Raw genomic sequence first — 17,364 nt, forward strand, 5'->3', positions numbered from 1 at the left:
ACGCTTGATCAACCTTTCGCGCTTCGACCTGGTGACGCTGTCGCTATTCGTGGCCGTCGCCCGCCACGGCAGCATCTCGGCCGGCGCCCGCCAGGCCCGGCTGGCCGTGGGCGCGGCCAGCCGGCGCATCGCCGACCTGGAAGACGCGGTCCGCACGCCCTTGCTGTACCGGCGGGCCTCGGGCGTCGAACTGACCGAGGCCGGACGGGCCTGCCTGCGGCATGCGCTGCGCATCCTGCAGGACGTGGAGCAACTGGCCGGCCGTATGTCCGACTACGCCAGCGGCGCCGTGGGCCAGGTCCGCATCGCCGCCAACACCTCGTCCATCACGCAGTTCCTGCCGGAAGACCTGTCGGCATTCATGGCCGGCCATCCCGGCATCCGCATCGAGCTGGAGGAGCAGAACAGCGCGGACATCGTGGCCGCGGTGAACGAGAACCGCGCCGACATCGGCGTGTTCGCCGACCGCACGCCCGCCCAGGGCCTGACGACCTACCGCTACCGCGAGGACGAGCTGGTGCTGATCGCGCCGCGCGCGCACGCCCTGGCGTCCCGGCGCGCGGTGGCCTTTCGCGACACGCTGGACTGCGACTACGTCAGCCTGCCGGATGCGACCTCGCTCGCCAGCCGGATAAGGGAGGAAAGCAGCCGGCTGGACCGCCCCATCCGGCTGCGCATCCAGGTGCGCAGCTTCGATGCCATCTGCAGGATGGTCTCGACCGGCATGGGCGTGGGGATACTGCCGCGCCTCGCGGCGGCTCCGCACGCGAAATCCATGCACCTGAAGCTGGTCGCGCTGGAAGACGACTGGGCCAGGCGCAGCCTGCTGCTGGGCGTGCGCGCGCCCGATGCGCTGGCGGCGCCGGCGCGGCTGCTGGTGTCGCACCTGCGGGCCGCCGCCACGCCGGCCTGACGCCACCGGCCGGCTTTCGCGTTCCGGCAAACCCCGCTTGCCCGATCGCCCATTTCCTCCGTTGCGGGTTTCGGGTCACACTGTCGCCAAGATATTTCCCCGCGAGACTCCCATGCCACGGCAAATCCTCGAAGGCATCCGCATCCTGGAACTGGGCCAGCTGATCGCCGGCCCGTTCGCCGCCAAGACCCTGGCCGATTTCGGCGCCGAAATCATCAAGATCGAACCGCCCGGCCAGGGCGATCCGCTGCGCAAGTGGCGCATGCTCCACGAGGGCACCTCGGTCTGGTGGGAAGCCCAGTCGCGCAACAAGCAATCAGTATGCGTGGACCTGCGCCAGCCCGACGGGCAGGAACTGGTGCGCAAGCTGGCCGCGCAAGCCGACGTGCTGATCGAGAACTTCCGCCCCGGCGCCATGGAAAAATGGGGCCTGTCCTGGGAAGCCCTGCACGCCTTGAATCCCCGCCTGATCATGCTGCGCGTCTCGGGCTACGGGCAGACCGGCACCAAGCGCGACGAACCGGGTTTCGCCGCGATAGGCGAAGCCATGGCGGGCCTGCGCTACCTGACCGGCGAGCCTGGCCGCCCGCCGGTACGCGCGGGCCTGTCGCTGGGCGACACCATCGCAGGCCTGCACGGCGCGATGGGCGTGCTGCTGGCGCTGTACGACCGCGACGCGCGCGGCGGCCAGGGACAGATGATCGACACCGCGTTGTACGAAAGCGTGTTCAACCTGAGCGAAAGCCTGCTGCCCGAGTATTCGGTGTTCGGTGCCGTGCGCCAGCCGGCCGGCGGCGCCCTGCCCGGCATCGCGCCCTCGAACGCCTATCCGTGCGCCGACGGCGAATACGTGCTGATCGCCGGCAACGGCGACGGTATTTTCGTGCGCCTGATGCGGCGCATGGGACGCGACGACCTGGCCGACGATCCCGGCCTCGCCCGCAACGACGGCCGCGCGCAGCGCGCGGAGGAACTGGACGAAGCCATCGGCGCCTGGACCCGCACGCTGGACAGCGGCGCCGTGCTGGCGGCCCTGCGCGAGGCCGACGTGCCCGCCGGGCGCATCTACAACGCTCGCGACATCGCCCAGGACCCTCACTACCGCGCCCGCGACATGATCCACGAGGTCACCTCGGCCAACGGCCTGAAGGTCGAGATGCCCGGCATCGTGCCCAAGCTGTCCACGAATCCGGGCGCCATCCGCCACCGCGCGCCGACCCTGGGCGAACACACCGACGCGGTGCTGCGCGGCGTGGGCCTGGACGACGAGACGCTGCGGACGCTGCGCGGCAAGGGAGTGATCGCATGATCGAGATCAACGAGGTCGGGCCGCGCGACGGGCTGCAGATCGAACCGGCCTTCGTCGCCACCGACGACAAGGTGGCGCTGGTCGATGCGCTGTCGGACTGTGGCTTCGCCCGCATCGAAGTCACCAGCTTCACCTCGGCCCGTGCCATTCCGGCGCTGGCCGACGCCGAGGCGGTCATGCAGCGCATCCGCCGCCGGCCCGGGGTGGTCTACACCTGCCTGGTGCCCAACCTGCGCGGCATGGAGCGCGCGCTGGACAGCGGCGCCGACGAGCTGAACCTGGTGATGTCGGTCAGCGAGACCCACAACCAGGCCAACCTGCGCATGACGCGCGAGCAATCCACGGCCCAGCTCCTGGCCATGCTCGAGCGCGCGGGCCAGGCCGGCGTGCCCTGCAACGTCTCGCTGTCCACCACCTTCGGCTGTCCGTTCGAAGGCGACATCGCGCCATCCGAGGTCGAGCGGCTGGCACGGCTTTTCGCCGGGGCCGGCGCCGCCGGCATCACGCTGTGCGACACCACCGGCATGGCCTACCCCACGCAGGTGGCCGACCTGTCCGCATCACTGGCCGCCGCCCTGCCCACCTCGGCCCCGTTGACCCTGCACCTGCACAACACCCGCGGCATGGCCCTGGCCAACGCGCTGGCGGCCTGGCAGGCGGGCATGCGGCGCTTCGACGCCGCCGTGGGCGGCCTGGGCGGCTGCCCCTACGCGCCCGGCGCCAGCGGCAACGTCAGTACCGAGGAACTCGTCCACATGTTCGATTGCATGGGCGTGGACACCGGCGTCTCGCTGGCACCCCTGATGGACATCGTGGCCACCCTGCCCCGCCTGGTGGCGCGCGAGGTACCCAGCCAATTGCTGGCCGCGGGACCGCGTCTGCGTACCCACCCGGCGCCAGGGAGATAAACTAGCGGACTCGAACAATCATTCCGTCAGCCGCGACCCCTCCATGCCCCGTTCCCGCAGCACCTCCTCGTCCCGCCTCAATCGCGATGCCGAAAAACTCGTTTCGCTGTCCCTGTCGCTCAACGGCTCGGGCAGCCGGGTCGAGGACCGCTACTGGGAAGGAGAACTGGGCGCGCTGTTGGAAAAGCTCATGCATGGCGGCCAGGACGCGACCATCGAGGCCGCGCTCGAGGTCCTGTACCAGCGCAACGCCGGCGCCTACGAGATCCTGGTCGAGCAGGCCGAGACCCTGTCGGAATCGCTGACGCTGCAGAAGGAAGGCGTGGACCACGACGTGCTGCTGGTGGTCGCGCCGGTGGTGGCCTGGACCCGTTTCAGCATCCCCTACGGGCCGATACGCATCGGCCTGCTGGACGCGCTGAAAGCCCAGCTGCATGGCCACATCCTGGCGGCCGACGCGCGCCTGGCGCTGGCCCCGGAGCTCTACAGCGTGGACCAGATGCCGCGTTCGTTCAGCGCCACCCGGCTGTGGCTGAGCCGCCTGGGCGCCCAGGCGCTGGGGCTGACGCTGCCGCGCATGCCCGCCACCGACACCGAAGTCGCGAACCTGCTGGCCGACACGCGCTACGTGGTCGCGGCCGTAGCCGTGCCGCGCGGCGCGCCGGTATTCCGCTGGCAGGAGAACCCCGGCAAGCCCGAGCACACGCGCGAAAGCTGCCTGGCGCAATGGGAGGCGCAGGCCGCGCCGCTGTTCGCCGACCTGCTGCCCGGGTGCGGTTTCGAATGCCTGCTGCCCGACGCCTATTACGTCAACAACCGCGAGGCCGACCGCCGGGTGCGGCCGCTGTCGCTGCGCGCCTCGGTCGCCTGGCTGGAGGCCACGCTGGGCGTCGCGCCCGACCAGTTGCGCGCGGTCATCGCCGCCTGCGGCGAGACCGAGGTCGAGGAATACCGGATCGGCTTCACCCAGCGCCAGAGCAACGACGTCATCTATGGCTCGGCCTGGCCCCTGTTCGGACGCGAGGACGACAATCCCGACATGCCGGCCATGGACGTGATCGCCGACCAGTTGCGGGAACTGGGCGTGACCGACCTGCGCAAGCTGCAGGGGCTGCTGCCCATGGAATTCTGCGACGACTGCGGCGCACCCTACTTCCCCAATCCCCTGGGTGAAATGGTGCACGCCGAGCCGCCCGACGACGCCGACGCCGGCCCCGCCCATTTCCACTGAGCGGGACGCCGCCGGCGCTCAGGCCGCGCGCGGGCTGGCTTCGGGCGCTTCCTCGGGACGGTTGGCGTAGCGGCGCGCCAGCACCGCGCACACCATCAGCTGCATCTGATGGAAGATCATCAGCGGCAGCACGATGGCGCCCGCCGCGCTGCTGGACAGCAGCACCTTGGCCATGGGAATGCCCGTCGCCAGGCTTTTCTTGGAACCGCAGAAGACGATGGTGATCTCGTCCTCTTTCGAGAAGCCCAGCGCCCGGCTGATGTAGGTCGTGGCCAGCAGCGCCGCGGCCAGGATCACCGCGCACGCCACCAGCACGCCGGCCAGCGTCGCGGTGGAGGTCTGGTGCCAGAGGCCGCCCACCACGGCCTCGCTGAAGGCCGAGTAGACCACCAGCAGGATCGAGCCCTGGTCGACGTACTTGAGCACGGCGCGATGGCGCGTGACCCAGCCGCCTATCCAGCGGCGCATCACCTGCCCCACCACGAAGGGCAGCAGCAGTTGCACCAGGATCTTGCCCACCGCGTCGAACGAGAACGCCGCCTCGCCGGCCGTGCTCATCATCAGCTTGACCAGCACGGGCGTCAGGAAGATGCCCAGCAGGCTGGAGGCGGAGGCGCTGCAGATGGCCGCCGGGATGTTGCCGCGCGCGATGGACGTGAGCGCGATGGCCGACTGCACCGTGGCCGGCAGCGCGCAGAGGAACAGGATGCCCAGGTAAAGGTCGGGGGTGACCAGCGGCGCCAGGAGCGGCTTGAACGCCATCCCCAGGATGGGGAACATGACGAAGGTGAAGGCGAAGATCAGCAGATGCAGCCGCCAGTGGGTGGCGCCCGCGACGATGGCCTCGCGCGACAGCTTGGCGCCGTGCAGGAAGAACAGCAGGCCGATGGCGATATTGGTGACCCAGTCGAATACCACGGCCGTCTGCCCGGAACATGGCAGGAAGCTGGCAAGGGTGACGACGACGATCAGGCTGAGTGTGAAATTGTCGGGCAGGAAACGCGGACGAGTCATGGAATGGGCCGAAAGACAAAGGAAAACTGCGCCTGGCACCGGGCGCGAGGCCACGCGGCGCCTCCGGACGAACCGGTCGCTGGTCCCGCCGCAGCGGACGTTGCGCGCTGGCGGCCAGCGGCCGGAAGGCGGATCCGGCCAAGGGTAAACACGGATTATCTTCCTTTGTCGGCCCCCTGCCCAGCCCGCATTCGTTGCATCTGCTGTGCTCCCAGGTCAAAGATCGCCGCCCGTATCCCTGCCGCAAGGGAGGCCTATCGGCCACGAGCGATGGTCTTTGTCGCATAATCGCATCGAACTCGACCTCTTTCCGGAGTCCCGCATGACCGACAAGATCGCCAAGCCGGCCCAGCAGCCCATCCAGGTCTATTCCTGGCCGACGCCCAATGGCCACAAAGTGCACATCATGCTCGAGGAGTGCAAGCTTCCGTACGAGGTGACGGGCATCAACATCGGGGCTGGCGACCAGTTCAAGGAAGAGTTCCTGGCCATCAGCCCCAACAACAAGATTCCCGCCATCGTCGATCCCGAGGGGCCCGACGGCAAGCCGATCTCGCTGTTCGAGTCGGGCGCCATCCTGGTCTACCTGGCCGGCAAGACCGGCAAGTTCCTGGGCAAGACCGACCGCGAGCGCTACAACACGCTGCAATGGCTGATGTTCCAGATGGGCGGCGTCGGCCCGATGTTCGGCCAGGCCCACCATTTCCGCCTGTACGCGCCCGAACGCATCGAATACGCCACCAACCGCTACACCAACGAAGCCCGGCGGCTTTACGGCGTCATGGACAAGCAGTTGTCCCGCCAGGCCTTCCTGGCGGGCCGCGCCTACACCATCGCCGACATGGCCACCTGGCCCTGGACGCGCTCGCATGCCAACCAGGGCGTGGACCTGGCGGACTTCCCCAACGTCAAGCGCTGGTTCGACGAGATCCACGCGCGTCCGGCCGTGCAGCGCGGCATCCAGGTCCTGGCCGACCAGCGCAAGCCGCAGGACGCCACCGCGAAGGAAAACCTGTTCGGCGCCACCCAGTACCAGCGGCGCTGACACCCGGGCGGCGGCGCCTTGCCGGCGCGCCGCGGTCCTCAGGCCAGCCAGGCCCCCAGCACCGGCGCCAGCAGCACCATCGACAGGCCGCTGAATATCATCAGCAGGCTCGCCATGACACCCGCCTCCTCCCCCAATTCCCGCGCCTTGGCCGTGCCCAGCGCGTGGGCCGCCGCGCCGTAGGACGCACCGCTGGCCAGCCCGGAGCGGCGCGGCATCAAGGCCAGGATCAGTTCCCCGGTCAGCATGCCGGCCAGTCCGGTGAAGACCACGAACATCGCGGCCAGGTCGGCGTTGCCGCCGAAGCGGTCGGCCGTGGCCATGGCGAATGGCGTGGACACCGAGCGCACCAGCAGGCTGCGCGCGACCTCGGGCGCCAGGTGGAAGGCCCGCGCCAGCCACCACGAGCTGGCCACCGCCGCCGTCACGCCCGCCACCGTGCCTACGGCCAGCGCCGGCCACAACTCCCGTATCAGGCGCCGGTACTGGTAGATCGGCACCGCGAACGCGACCGTGGCCGGGCCCAGGAACCACAGCAGCACGCGCGTGTCGGCCGTGTATTCGTCCAGCGAGATGCCGGTGGCCAGCAGCAGTGCCAGCAGCGCCAGCGGGGTCAGCAGGATGGGATGCGTCCACAGCCGCGGATGGCAGGCATAGAGCAGCTTGTTCAGGTAATACAGGGCGACCGTGGCCACCACGCACAGGGCGATGATCATGATGCCGCCTTCGCCGGCACGCGGGCGCGGCGTCGCCGGGCGATCCATTCCACGGTCATGGCGGTGGTCAGCATCACGCAGGCGTTGCCGAGCACGATGACGGCCGCCAGCTTCAATCCCTCGCTCCTGAGCAGGTCCTGGTAGCGCACCATCGCGACCACCGCGGGAATGAAGAACACCAGCATGTCCGCCAGCAGCCATTGCGCGCCCTGGTCAATGCGATGAAGCGGCAGGCGGCCGCTCAGCAGCAGCGCGAGCACGGCGAACAGCCCCACCACCCCGCCGGGTATGGGCAGGCCGGTCCAGCGCACGGCGGTATCGGCGGCCCACCAGACGGCGACCAGGGCCAGGACTTGCAGGATGCGGGCGGCGAAGGAAGGAACGGGACGATGCTGCATGATGGCGAACCAAGGGTATACCCGTAATTTTAGGCAACTTCCATACATTTATAAAATGAATAAAATCCATATTTGGAATTCCATATTGGAATGAAATGGATTTGCGCGCCCTGCGGTACTTCGTCGAAGTCGTCCAGCGCCAGAGCTATACCGCGGCGGCGCGGGCGCTGTTCGTCACCCAGCCCACGGTCAGCAAGATGATCCGGCAACTGGAGGACGAACTGGGCACGCCGGTGCTGCGCAAGTTCGGCCGGCGCATCGAACCGACCGACACCGGCCGCATCGTGCTGGAACGCGGCCGGCAACTGCTGGCCCTGCACGCCCAGTTGCAGGCCGAACTGTCCGACGTGCGCCAGGCCGCCCGGGGCGAGCTGGTCGTCGGCACGCCGCCGCTGGCGCACCACCTGCTGGCCCCGTTGCTCGCGCGCTTCCACCAGGACTACCCGGGTATAGAGCTGCGGCTGTTCGAGCGGGGCTCGCGCTCGGTCGAGGACGAACTGAAATCGGGCACCCTCGAGATCGGTGCCATGCTGCTGCCGACGGACGAGAACGAATACGAGACCCTGCCCATCTGCAATTTCCCGCTGCGCCTGATTGCGCCCGCCTCGTCCGGCTGGGCAGGGCGGGAACGGGTCCGGCTGGACGAGCTGGCCGCCGAATCCTTCATCTTCTACGGCGAAGGCTTCGTGCTGAACGAGGTGGTCCACGCCGCCTGCGTCCAGGCCGGCTTTACGCCGAAGATCGCCGGCCGCAGCAGCCAATGGGACTTCATGGCCTCCATGGTGGCCGCCGGCGTGGGGCTCGCCCTGCTGCCCGAGCTGTTCAGCCGCCAACTGGACCGCTCCCGGCTGGCCGTGGTCCCGCTCGACGATCCGCAGCTGTGGTGGCACATGGCCTTCGCCTGGCGCCGCGGCCGCTATCTGTCGTTCGCCGCCCGCGCCTGGCTGGACCTGGCCCGGCGCACATTGCCCGGGGATGGCCGGGCCGCGGGCGATAATGGCGTCCTTTGGGAAGAGGGAAACCGCTGATGCGCGCCGACATATTCTGCCGGGTGATCGACAACTACGGCGACATCGGCGTGTGCTGGCGCCTGGCCCGCCAGTTGGCCCGGGAACACGGCTGGCGGGTGCGCCTGTGGGTGGACGACCTGTCCGTGATGACGCGCCTCGCGCCGCAGGTGGATCCCAAGGCGGCCTCGCAGCGGGCGGATGGCGTGGACATCGTCCATTGGACACGCCCGGCGCCGCCGCTGGCCCCGGGCGACGTGGTCATCGAAGCATTCGCGTGCGATCCTCCCGTCGAATTCGTCCAGCGCATGCGGGACCAGGTCCGCCCGCCCGTCTGGGTCAACCTGGAATACCTGAGCGCCGAGCCCTGGGTCGAGACCTGCCATGCCCTGCCCTCGCCCCAGCCTGGCGGCCTGCGCAAGTACTTCTTCTTTCCCGGGTTCACGGCCGCGACGGGCGGGCTGCTGCGCGAGCGCGGCCTGCTGGCCGAACGCGATGCCCTGCAGGGCGACCCCGCTGCCCGGGCCGCCTTCCTGCGCGGCGCCGGCCTGCCCGAGCCGCTGGCCGGCGAACGCCTCGTCACCCTGTTCTGCTATCCCGACGCCCCCGCGTCCGCGCTGGCCGACGTGCTGGCGGGCGGCGACACGCCCACGCTGCTGGCCATCCCGCCCGGTGTCGCGCCCTACCTGGCCGCCGGTACGCGGGGCCGCCTGCGCATCGCCCGGGCGCCCTTCCTGCCCCAGGCCGACTACGACCGCCTGCTGTGGAGCGCCGACCTGAATTTCGTCCGGGGCGAGGACTCCTTCGTCCGCGCCCAGTGGGCCGCCCGCCCCATGGTCTGGCACATCTACCCCCAGGCCGAGGCCGCCCATGTCGACAAGCTGGAGGCCTGGCTGCGGCGCTATCCCGCCCCCGCGCCCGCTTCCGCGCTGCAGACCGCCTGGAACGGCGACGCCGGCGCCGCCCGTTTTCCGGGGCTGCTGGCCGAGGCCTTGTCGCCGGCGGTATTCGGACCTTGGCGGGAAGCCGCCCGCGCCTGGAGCGGCAGCCTGGCCGCACAGCCCGACCTGGCCACCCAATTGACCGGTTTCTGCCGGGCACGACAGGAAAACCACGCCTGATGCCGGCACTAGCCGGAGTGCCCCGTCCCAGGCTATACTGATTGGCTGCACAGGCCGTATGGCCGTCTTTTGGGCATCGCGGTTGCTTACGCGCCGGCTGTCCAGCGTTCCCTCCCCTAAGGTTGCTCCAGCATGAAAATCGCTCAGGAACTGCGCGTCGGCAACGTCGTCATGGTCGGCAAGGATCCCCTGGTCGTCCAGAAGGCCGAATACAACAAGTCCGGCCGCAACGCCGCCGTCGTCAAGATGAAGTTCAAGAACCTGCTGACCGGTTCGGGCACGGAATCCGTCTACAAGGCCGACGAGAAGTTCGAAGTCCTGGTGCTCGAGCGCCGCGAGTGCACCTACTCGTACTTCGCCGATCCCATGTACGTCTTCATGGACGCCGAGTACAACCAGTACGAAGTCGAAGCCGAGAGCATGGGCGACGCCCTGCACTACCTCGAAGAAGGCATGCCCGTCGAGGTGGTCTTCTACGAAGGCCGCGCGATCTCGGTGGAAATGCCCACCATCGTCGTGCGCGAGATCATCTACACCGAACCCGCCGTGCGTGGCGACACCTCGGGCAAGGTCATGAAGCCCGCCAAGATCAACACCGGCTACGAACTGCCGGTGCCGCTGTTCTGCGAAATCGGCGACAAGATCGAAATCGACACCCGCACGGGCGAATACCGTAGCAGGGTGAAATAACCCCCCCCCCCTACGCGCTTACGCGCGCCCAGCAGGTGAGCCCCCAGCCGCTACGCGGCAGCCCCCCGAGGGGGCCGGGGCCCGCCTTGGGGCGGCCCGGCGCCGGGCCCCGTGGGGCGTCGAAGTGGACCGGCGAAGCCGGATCCACTTCGCCTCGTCTTTCTTGGGGGCCTTTGGCCCCCTTTCCCCCATAGTTTCGTCTATTGGTTGGCTTGCGCTTTTTTGACGCAGGGCAGGCGCAGGTTCGCCCCGCTTTGCGGGACGAACAAACGTCCTTATTGCAGGCGGTCGTCGTCCAGCAGGGCGGGGATGGGGGCTACGGCTATGCCTTCTTCGGCCAGGGATTGACGTTCTTCCTGGGTGGCCACGCCGCGGATGGGACGCTCGGGGGCGTCGCCGTGGTGGATGCGGCGGGCTTCGGTGGCGAAGCGTTCACCGACGTTTTCGGTCCTGCGCAGGAGTTCGCGCAGTTGCTGCAGCATGGCGGCCTGCATGTCGGGAGACATGGGCGCGCTGCCGGACTCGCGGGCAGCGGGAACGGCGGGCGCCTTGCTGCCGGATACGTTCAACATGGGCGCCGACAGTTTCTTGTCGATGGACTTGCTGTCGCACAGCGGGCAGCTGATCAGGCCGCGTTCGCGTTGCGTGTCGAAATCGGAGTGCGAGCTGAACCAGCCTTCGAATACGTGGCCGTGCTCGCATTGCAGATCGAAAACCTTGAATGCCATGGATGATGCGCCTGTCGCCCCGGGGGACGCCTGGCGCGGTCTGTACTTGTAGATAACCCTATCGTACCCCAAGCCAGGGGCTTGCAGCCGCCCGGGTGTCGGCGTTCATACCGAACGCGACATCGACCCCTGCTGCGGCTCGTACACGCAAGTGCGGTTGCGCCCCTGCCGCTTGGCGGCGTAGAGCGCGGCGTCGGCCTGGCGCACCAGCAGCGCCGCCGTCGTGCCGTGGCCCGGCACCATGGCATCGACGCCTATGCTGACCGTCATCACGCCCTGCTCGCTCTTCAGGTGGGGAATCCGCGCGTCCAGCGTGGCCTTGCGGATGTTCTCGGCGATCAGGTAGGCGCCGTCGATGTCCGTCTTGGGCAGCAGCACCGCGAATTCCTCGCCGCCGTAGCGCGCCGCCATGTCGGCCGGACGCCGGATGTTGGCCTGGATCACCTGGGCGATGGTGCGCAGATACTGGTCGCCATGCTGATGGCCGTAATGGTCGTTCAGGGCCTTGAAATGGTCGGCGTCGATCAGCAATAGCGCCAGCGAGCTTTCCTCGCGCGCGGCCCGCCGCCATTCGCGCTCCAGCGCCTCGTCGAAGCGACGGCGATTCGACAGGTTGGTCAGGCCGTCGGTGGCCGCCATGGCCAGCAGTTGGGCGTTCTCGGCCTCCAGCGCCTCTTCCGCCTTCTTGCGGCGCGACACGTCGCGGATGTTCAGGATGCAGCGTTCGTCGCCCATCTCGGGCGGCAGCCGCTTGACGCTGGCCTCCAGCCAGCTCCACGAGGAATCCCGATGCCGCGCCGGGAAGGTCAGCATGCGCGGCCAGGACTGCTCGTCGCCGGAAAAGAGCGGCACATAGTCCGCGCGCACGAAATCGTCGATGTTGCGCCCCTCGATGTCTCCCGGCACCCATCCCAGCACGTCCTTGATCGCCGGCGAGATATAGGTGACGGTGCCGTCGGCCCGGCACAGCGCGATGATGTCGGCGGAGTTCTCGGCCAGCACCCGGTAGCGCGCCTCGCTGCGCAGCGCGCTGCGCTCGGCCGCCAGGCGCAGCGCGAATTCCCGGCGCAGCATCCAGACCAGCACCATGGTGCCCATGCACAGCAGCAGCGTAAGGATGGCGATGATCCCGGCCTTGTTGCGCCAGGCCGCGTAGATGTCGCTGTCGGCCATGCCCACGAGCACGATCAGCGGCAGAGGAGGCTCGACAGCCGTGAAGGAATAAAGCCGGGTCACTCCGTCCGTGGCCGACACGGCCTCGTACGAGCCGCTATCGGACGCCGGGTAGCGCTTGAACAGTTCGAGGTCGGTCAATTGCTTGCCCAGCAAGCCCTGCACCGCCGGAAAACGCGCCATGACCGAACCGTCGGCGCGCAGCAGCATGATGGAACCGTTCTGGCGCAGGTCCAGCTGGCGGAACTGGTTTTCCAGGTGGGAGATGCGCAGCGTGCTGACCACCACGCCGCCGAAACTGCCATCGGACCGGGTGACCCGGCGGCTGATGGCGATGGACCACATATTGGTCAGCCGGGAGAAGAAAGGCCGGCTCACGAAAAGGCCGACGTCGGAAGCCTCCTTGTGCACGCGGAAATAGTCGCGCTGCGAAAACTCGACCCCGCGCGGCTGTACCGACTTGGAGTCGGTCAGCATCCGGCCCTCGGTATCCAGCACCACCATGGTTCCCACCCCGCGCATCTGCGGCAGGCTGCCGAACAACAGTTGGTGGCGGCGATAGGGGTCCAGGCCCTCGGCTTCGGCAAGCCGCAGGCCATTCAGCATGGATTGCAGAGAAAGGTCGACCAGCTCGATGTCGCGGCCGATGCCGTCGGCGACCACCCGGCCCAGGTTCACCGTGGCTTCCCTGGCCGCTCGCTTGGCATCCTGGCGGGTGTCGTATAGCGCGGCCGCGCATACCAGGCCGAAACACGCGACCACCAAGGTGGCCCATAACGTTAGCCAGCGCATGGACCGAACGATATAGGTTACAAAAATTAACCGGGACTATACATCCATTGGGTGGCCGGCGGTACGCGTCTTAACGGTGATTTGCATTCTCCGGGCCGGAAGCGGGCCCCGTCCGGCCGCGCGCCGCCCTCTCCGCCATCGCGTGGTAGCGTTCGCTCAGCCGGCGCAGATGCTCTTCATCCATGGTCTCGATGGCGACCAGCTTGCTGTTGGCGCCTTCCAGCGCCCCGAGCAACTCGTCCAGCTTCAGGTGCAGCGCCTCGCTGTCCTTGTTCTGGCTGCGCTGGATCACGAACACCATCAGGAAGGTCACGATGGTGGTCCCGGTATTGACCACCAGTTGCCAGGTTTCGGAAAAATGGAATATCGGCCCGAGCACGGCCCAGAGCAGGATGGCCGCGCATGCCACGCTGAACGCCGGCGGCGATCCCGTGCTGCGGGTGACCGCCGTCGCGAAACGGTCGAACAGTCGCCCCCGGCCGTTTCTCCGCGTGCTGGCTTGGTTCATCGTCGTCTCCCGTGGATGAGGACGACATGGCCCAGCAAGCGGCGTACCCGCGATTCGGAGGAAGGAGAAATGGTGCGCCCGGCCGGAATCGAACCGGCACGCCTTGCGGCGGCGGATTTTCTTACCCGCTACTGCTCGCGCAGCCGGATTGCACGGGGCAACGCCGTTTGGGGTCTGGACTCTGCCTTGACCATCGCGTCGCGCGGCGGAATCGCCGCGCCCAGCCTTAGGTCCCCGCCGTCGAGTCTCTACACACGCCCGGCGGCCTACATCGGCCGCCTGCTTGGCTCGGCGTTCCCGTGCCAGGGGTTCGCCGAATTTGACGGGTTCTACTCCCGGACTTTCGTCCAGGGCACTCCACTCTTACGGAAGTCCGCTACGTCTACCAGTTTCGTCACGGGCGCACGGGCGGTATTGTAGCCGATGCGCCCCGCCCTCCTGCCCCGCCGCCCGCCGAATCAGGAATAAGCCTGGCGCAGCACGTTCTTCTGGACCTTGCCCATGGTGTTGCGGGGCAGCTCGGGCACCACGTGGACGCGCTTGGGCACCTTGAAGTTGGCGATCCTGGCCTTGAGCTCGGCGATCATGGCCGCCTCGTCCAGGCTGGCGCCCGGCTTGGGCACGACCACGGCCACCACGGCCTCGCCGAAATCGGGGTGCGGCACGCCGATGACGGCGCTTTCCTCCACCCCCGGCATGTCGTCCAGGAAGCTCTCGATTTCCTTGGGGTAGACGTTGAATCCGCCCGAGATGATGAGGTCCTTGCTGCGTCCGACGATGGACAGATAGTCGTCCGGCACCCTGGCGCCGCCCGATTCGCCGCCCCAGCGCCCGACGTCGCCGGTCTTGAACCAGCCGTCCTGGGTGAATTCCTCCCTGGTCTTCTCGGGCATGCGCCAATAGCCCTTGAACACGTTGGGTCCCTTGACCTGGATGTTGCCGATCTCGCCCGGGGGGCACGGCACGCCGGCATCGTCCACCACCCGCGCCGATACGCCCGGCAGCGGCTTGCCGACGGTACCGCCCAGGCGCTCGCCCTGGGCCGGGTCGTAGGGATTGGAAACCAGCATGACGGTCTCGCTCATGCCATAGCGCTCGAGAATGGTGTGGCCCGTGCGTTCGCGGAAGGCGTTGAAGGTTTCCATCAGCAGCGGCGCCGATCCCGACACGAAGAGCCGCATGTTGCGGCATGTGTCGCGCCCGAACGCCGGTTCGGCCAGCAGCCGCACATAATAGGTCGGCACGCCCATCATGACGGTGCAGCGCGGCAGCAGGCGCAGCGCGGCGGGCACGTCCAGCTTGGGCAGCCAGATCATCTTCGCGCCGGCCAGCAGCGCGCCGTGCGCGGCCACGAACAGCCCGTGCACGTGGAAGATGGGCAGCATGTGGAGCAGCACGTCGTCGGCGCGCCAGCCCCAGTATTCATGCAGCACGCGGGCGTTCGAGGCCAGGTTGCCGTGGGTCAGCATGGCCCCCTTGCTGCGCCCCGTCGTGCCCGAGGTGTACAGGATGGCCGCCAGGTCGTCGGCGGCGCGCACGGCCACCGCATGCTCGGGCGCAGCCTGCGCAGCGGCGTCCAGCAGCGTGCCGGTACGATCGTCGTCCAGCGTGTACACGTGGCGCGTTCCGGCACGCTGCGCGCAGCGGTCCACCCATTCCCGGTTCTTGCTGGCGCAGACCACGACCGACGGCTCGGCATCGCCCAGGAAATAGTCGATCTCGGCTTCCTGGTAGGCGGTGTTCAGCGGCAGGTAGACATAGCCCGCGCGCAGGGTGGCCAGGTACAGCAGCAAGGCCTCCGGCGACTTCTCGACATGGACGGCCACGCGGGCGCCTTCGGGCAGGTCCAGCGAACGCAGCAGATTCGCCATGCGCGCCGTCTGCGTCTCGACCTCACGCCAGGTGTAGTCGCCGGCTCCGGGCGCCTCGATGCACACCGTGTCGCGATCGGCGGGGGAGCCCGAGGCCAGCAGGGAATAGAGATTCTCGTCTTTCATCTATCTTCTTCGGTCTGGAAAGGTGAAGCGTCGCCGCCGAACACCGGGGGGCGTCCTTCTAGGAACGCCGCCACGCCTTCGCGATGATCGCGGGTATCGCTGTAGGAAAAAAATGCCGCCAGTTCGGACTCGTCCAGCGGCTCGGGCCGCTGCAGTCGCCGTACCATGCGCTTGTTCAGGGTGGCCGCCAGCGGCGCGCCGGCGGCCAGGCGGGACAGGGTGCGCGCCAGCTCGGCCTCGAGTTCGGCATCCTCGACCACACGGGTCAGGAGGCCCTTGGCATGGGCCTCGGCGGCATCCAGGATGCGGCCTTCCAGCAGCAGCTCCAGTGCCACCGCGCGGCCGGCCACGGCCAGCAGGCCGGCCAGCTCGGCCGGCGCCATGGGAAACCCCAGCCGCGCGATGGGCGCGCCCACGCGGGTGCTGCGACCGGCGATGCGCAGGTCGCAGCAGCAGGCGATCTCCAGGCCGCCCCCCACGCAGGCACCCTGCACCAGCGCCACCGTGGGCCAAGGGCAGTCGTCGATCGCGTGCAGCGCCGGCGCGATGACCTGCTCGTGATAGCGGCGCACCGCCGCGAGACCGCCCCGCTCCACCGGAAACTCGCCGATGTCGGCGCCGGCCGCGAAATGCCCGCCCGCGCCCCGGATGACGACGGCACGCAGATCCGGCCGGCCGGCCGCGTCGCGCATGGCCGTGGCCAGCGCGCGCCACATCGCGGCGGTCAGCGCATTGAGCTTGCCCGCGTGCGAGAGAGTCAGCGTCAGCGCGCCGCCCTCGGTCGACGCTTCGATCCGGCCCGGCGCGGACGCCGTCTCCATGGCTGGGTCCCCGTCCATCAGTCGGCCTTGATGCCCGCGTCCTTGGCGACCTTGGCCCAGCGCTGCACTTCATCATGCAGGTATTTGCCGAACTCGGCGCTGGTATAGCGCGGGACCTCGGAACCATTGCTCAGCCACACCTTCTTGATCTCGGGCGTGCCCAGCGCCTTCTGGACCTCGGCGTACATGCGCTCGACGATGGGCTGGGGCGTGCCCTTGGGCGCCCACATGGCATACCAGGTCGACACCTCGTAGCCCGGCAGGCCGGCCTCGGCCGCGGTGGGCACGTCCGGGAAGGCGGACGAGCGCTGCGCCGCCGCCACGGCCAGCGGCTTGATCTTGCCGGCGCGGATGTGCTGGGCCGACGACCCCAGTCCGTCGAAGGCCAGGTCGACCTGGCTGCCCATCAGCGCGAGCAGCATGGGGCCGGCGCCGGTGTACGGCACGTGCGCGATGTCCACACCCGCCTGGAGCTTGAACAGCTCGCCGGCCAGGTGATGGGAGGTGCCGTTGCCCGCGGAACCGAAGTTCAGCTTGCCCGGCTGGCTGCGTGCCGCGGCGATCAGCCCCTTCAGGTCGCTGAACGGTTCGGTGGGCGCCGCGACGACGATCTGCGGCGGCTGCGCGATCAGCGTGACGGGGATGAAATCCTTCTCGATGTCATAGGTCAGGCCCTTGTAGAACGACGGCGCGATGGCGTGGTGCGCCCCGCCCACGAAAAAGGTGTAGCCGTCCGGCTGCGCGCGCGCCGCGATGGCCGCTCCCACCGTGCCGCCCGCTCCCCCGCGGTTGTCCACCACGACGCTGTGTCCAAGCTGGGCGCCCAGTTGCTGCGCCAGCGGCCGGACGAAGGCGTCGGTGCCGCCCCCCGCCGGGAACGGCACGATGATGGTGACGGCCTTGGACGGCCAGGCCTCCGCTCCCACTGCATGGCCACCCGCGGCCGCGCCCACGATGCAGGCGATCAAGGCAATGCTGCGTTTCATCTCCCGT

Annotated in this window: 17 protein-coding genes; 8 read left to right on the forward strand and 9 right to left on the reverse strand. The window is 68.6% G+C overall.

What is annotated here, in order from left to right; genetic code table 11:
• Nucleotides 1-7 precede the first annotated feature (7 nt).
• From R4823_RS14940 to R4823_RS14955, 4 genes are all read left to right on the forward strand, one after another.
• Entirely contained in the window at nucleotides 8-913 is a 906-nt protein-coding gene (locus R4823_RS14940) for a LysR substrate-binding domain-containing protein (RefSeq protein WP_087836987.1), read from the forward strand.
• A 112-nt stretch (nucleotides 914-1,025) separates the two neighbouring features.
• Complete coding sequence (locus tag R4823_RS14945; RefSeq protein WP_338615280.1) at nucleotides 1,026-2,222, forward strand: CoA transferase; 1,197 nt, start codon at nucleotides 1,026-1,028, stop codon at nucleotides 2,220-2,222.
• Nucleotides 2,219-3,130, forward strand: a complete 912-nt coding sequence (locus R4823_RS14950; protein ID WP_338615281.1) for a hydroxymethylglutaryl-CoA lyase — start codon at nucleotides 2,219-2,221, stop codon at nucleotides 3,128-3,130. Before R4823_RS14945 ends, R4823_RS14950 begins: the two co-directional genes overlap by 4 nt.
• A gap of 43 nt (nucleotides 3,131-3,173) precedes the next feature.
• On the forward strand, nucleotides 3,174-4,361 hold the full coding sequence (locus R4823_RS14955; protein WP_132978775.1) for a DUF2863 family protein: 1,188 nt from the start codon (nucleotides 3,174-3,176) through the stop codon (nucleotides 4,359-4,361).
• An 18-nt stretch (nucleotides 4,362-4,379) separates the two neighbouring features.
• On the opposite strand, the gene R4823_RS14960 is transcribed toward R4823_RS14955, so the two are convergent.
• On the reverse strand, nucleotides 4,380-5,375 hold the full coding sequence (locus tag R4823_RS14960) for a bile acid:sodium symporter family protein (protein ID WP_087836969.1): 996 nt from the start codon (nucleotides 5,373-5,375) through the stop codon (nucleotides 4,380-4,382).
• Between the two features lie 322 nt (nucleotides 5,376-5,697).
• On the opposite strand from R4823_RS14960, the gene R4823_RS14965 reads away from it, so the two are divergent.
• Nucleotides 5,698-6,420: a glutathione binding-like protein gene (locus tag R4823_RS14965; RefSeq protein WP_087836968.1), complete on the forward strand. Its 723-nt coding sequence runs from the start codon at nucleotides 5,698-5,700 to the stop codon at nucleotides 6,418-6,420.
• Between the two features lie 38 nt (nucleotides 6,421-6,458).
• On the opposite strand, the gene R4823_RS14970 is transcribed toward R4823_RS14965, so the two are convergent.
• Both R4823_RS14970 and R4823_RS14975 read right to left on the reverse strand, forming a co-directional pair.
• The gene (locus tag R4823_RS14970) at nucleotides 6,459-7,136 is read right to left on the reverse strand and encodes an LrgB family protein (RefSeq protein WP_338615283.1); all 678 of its coding nucleotides are present in this window, start codon (nucleotides 7,134-7,136) and stop codon (nucleotides 6,459-6,461) included.
• Nucleotides 7,133-7,534 (reverse strand): CidA/LrgA family protein, encoded by a 402-nt coding sequence (locus R4823_RS14975; RefSeq protein WP_087836966.1) that lies wholly within the window; start codon nucleotides 7,532-7,534, stop codon nucleotides 7,133-7,135. Before R4823_RS14975 ends, R4823_RS14970 begins: the two co-directional genes overlap by 4 nt.
• Before the next feature lie 95 nt (nucleotides 7,535-7,629).
• On the opposite strand from R4823_RS14975, the gene R4823_RS14980 reads away from it, so the two are divergent.
• The 3 genes from R4823_RS14980 (at nucleotide 7,630) to efp (ending at nucleotide 10,352) form a co-directional block, all read left to right on the forward strand.
• A complete protein-coding gene (locus R4823_RS14980; RefSeq protein WP_132978772.1) occupies nucleotides 7,630-8,562 on the forward strand; it encodes a LysR family transcriptional regulator in 933 nt (310 codons plus the stop codon).
• A complete protein-coding gene (gene earP, locus R4823_RS14985) occupies nucleotides 8,562-9,662 on the forward strand; it encodes an elongation factor P maturation arginine rhamnosyltransferase EarP (protein ID WP_338615285.1) in 1,101 nt (366 codons plus the stop codon). The genes R4823_RS14980 and earP overlap by 1 nt, the downstream gene beginning before the upstream one ends.
• Nucleotides 9,663-9,794: 132 nt before the next feature.
• On the forward strand, nucleotides 9,795-10,352 hold the full coding sequence (gene efp / locus R4823_RS14990) for an elongation factor P (RefSeq protein WP_087836963.1): 558 nt from the start codon (nucleotides 9,795-9,797) through the stop codon (nucleotides 10,350-10,352).
• Nucleotides 10,353-10,627: 275 nt separating this feature from the next.
• Here efp and R4823_RS14995 read toward each other — a convergent pair whose 3' ends face one another.
• The 6 genes from R4823_RS14995 to R4823_RS15020 form a co-directional block, all read right to left on the reverse strand.
• Nucleotides 10,628-11,080, reverse strand: coding sequence for a DUF1178 family protein (locus R4823_RS14995; RefSeq protein ID WP_338615287.1), 453 nt, complete (start codon nucleotides 11,078-11,080; stop codon nucleotides 10,628-10,630).
• 105 nt (nucleotides 11,081-11,185) lie between these two features.
• Entirely contained in the window at nucleotides 11,186-13,045 is a 1,860-nt protein-coding gene (locus R4823_RS15000; RefSeq protein ID WP_132978769.1) for a diguanylate cyclase, read from the reverse strand.
• A gap of 70 nt (nucleotides 13,046-13,115) precedes the next feature.
• Nucleotides 13,116-13,553, reverse strand: a complete 438-nt coding sequence (locus tag R4823_RS15005; RefSeq protein WP_087836960.1) for a low affinity iron permease family protein — start codon at nucleotides 13,551-13,553, stop codon at nucleotides 13,116-13,118.
• A gap of 458 nt (nucleotides 13,554-14,011) precedes the next feature.
• A complete protein-coding gene (locus R4823_RS15010) occupies nucleotides 14,012-15,550 on the reverse strand; it encodes a malonyl-CoA synthase (protein WP_338615289.1) in 1,539 nt (512 codons plus the stop codon).
• Nucleotides 15,547-16,371 (reverse strand): enoyl-CoA hydratase-related protein, encoded by an 825-nt coding sequence (locus R4823_RS15015; RefSeq protein ID WP_338615290.1) that lies wholly within the window; start codon nucleotides 16,369-16,371, stop codon nucleotides 15,547-15,549. The genes R4823_RS15010 and R4823_RS15015 overlap by 4 nt, the downstream gene beginning before the upstream one ends.
• Nucleotides 16,372-16,388: 17 nt before the next feature.
• The gene (locus R4823_RS15020; protein WP_338615291.1) at nucleotides 16,389-17,357 is read right to left on the reverse strand and encodes a tripartite tricarboxylate transporter substrate binding protein; all 969 of its coding nucleotides are present in this window, start codon (nucleotides 17,355-17,357) and stop codon (nucleotides 16,389-16,391) included.
• Nucleotides 17,358-17,364: the final 7 nt, after the last annotated feature.

This window comes from Pigmentiphaga sp. CHJ604 (assembly GCF_036972535.1).
Classification (GTDB): Bacteria; Pseudomonadota; Gammaproteobacteria; order Burkholderiales; family Burkholderiaceae_B; genus Pigmentiphaga; species Pigmentiphaga daeguensis.

What these genes read in the sequence shown, in the direction of transcription:
- R4823_RS14945 (WP_338615280.1), top strand. Translation starts at nt 1,026, where the DNA reads ATGCCACGGCAAATCCTCGAAGGCATCCGCATCCTGGAACTGGGCCAG.
- R4823_RS14950 (WP_338615281.1), top strand. Translation starts at nt 2,219, where the DNA reads ATGATCGAGATCAACGAGGTCGGGCCGCGCGACGGGCTGCAGATCGAA.
- R4823_RS14955 (WP_132978775.1), top strand. Translation starts at nt 3,174, where the DNA reads ATGCCCCGTTCCCGCAGCACCTCCTCGTCCCGCCTCAATCGCGATGCC.
- R4823_RS14960 (WP_087836969.1), bottom strand. Translation starts at nt 5,375, where the DNA reads ATGACTCGTCCGCGTTTCCTGCCCGACAATTTCACACTCAGCCTGATC.
- R4823_RS14965 (WP_087836968.1), top strand. Translation starts at nt 5,698, where the DNA reads ATGACCGACAAGATCGCCAAGCCGGCCCAGCAGCCCATCCAGGTCTAT.
- R4823_RS14970 (WP_338615283.1), bottom strand. Translation starts at nt 7,136, where the DNA reads ATGATCATCGCCCTGTGCGTGGTGGCCACGGTCGCCCTGTATTACCTG.
- R4823_RS14975 (WP_087836966.1), bottom strand. Translation starts at nt 7,534, where the DNA reads ATGCAGCATCGTCCCGTTCCTTCCTTCGCCGCCCGCATCCTGCAAGTC.
- R4823_RS14980 (WP_132978772.1), top strand. Translation starts at nt 7,630, where the DNA reads ATGGATTTGCGCGCCCTGCGGTACTTCGTCGAAGTCGTCCAGCGCCAG.
- earP (WP_338615285.1), top strand. Translation starts at nt 8,562, where the DNA reads ATGCGCGCCGACATATTCTGCCGGGTGATCGACAACTACGGCGACATC.
- efp (WP_087836963.1), top strand. Translation starts at nt 9,795, where the DNA reads ATGAAAATCGCTCAGGAACTGCGCGTCGGCAACGTCGTCATGGTCGGC.
- R4823_RS14995 (WP_338615287.1), bottom strand. Translation starts at nt 11,080, where the DNA reads ATGGCATTCAAGGTTTTCGATCTGCAATGCGAGCACGGCCACGTATTC.
- R4823_RS15000 (WP_132978769.1), bottom strand. Translation starts at nt 13,045, where the DNA reads ATGCGCTGGCTAACGTTATGGGCCACCTTGGTGGTCGCGTGTTTCGGC.
- R4823_RS15005 (WP_087836960.1), bottom strand. Translation starts at nt 13,553, where the DNA reads ATGAACCAAGCCAGCACGCGGAGAAACGGCCGGGGGCGACTGTTCGAC.
- R4823_RS15010 (WP_338615289.1), bottom strand. Translation starts at nt 15,550, where the DNA reads ATGAAAGACGAGAATCTCTATTCCCTGCTGGCCTCGGGCTCCCCCGCC.
- R4823_RS15015 (WP_338615290.1), bottom strand. Translation starts at nt 16,371, where the DNA reads ATGGAGACGGCGTCCGCGCCGGGCCGGATCGAAGCGTCGACCGAGGGC.
- R4823_RS15020 (WP_338615291.1), bottom strand. Translation starts at nt 17,357, where the DNA reads ATGAAACGCAGCATTGCCTTGATCGCCTGCATCGTGGGCGCGGCCGCG.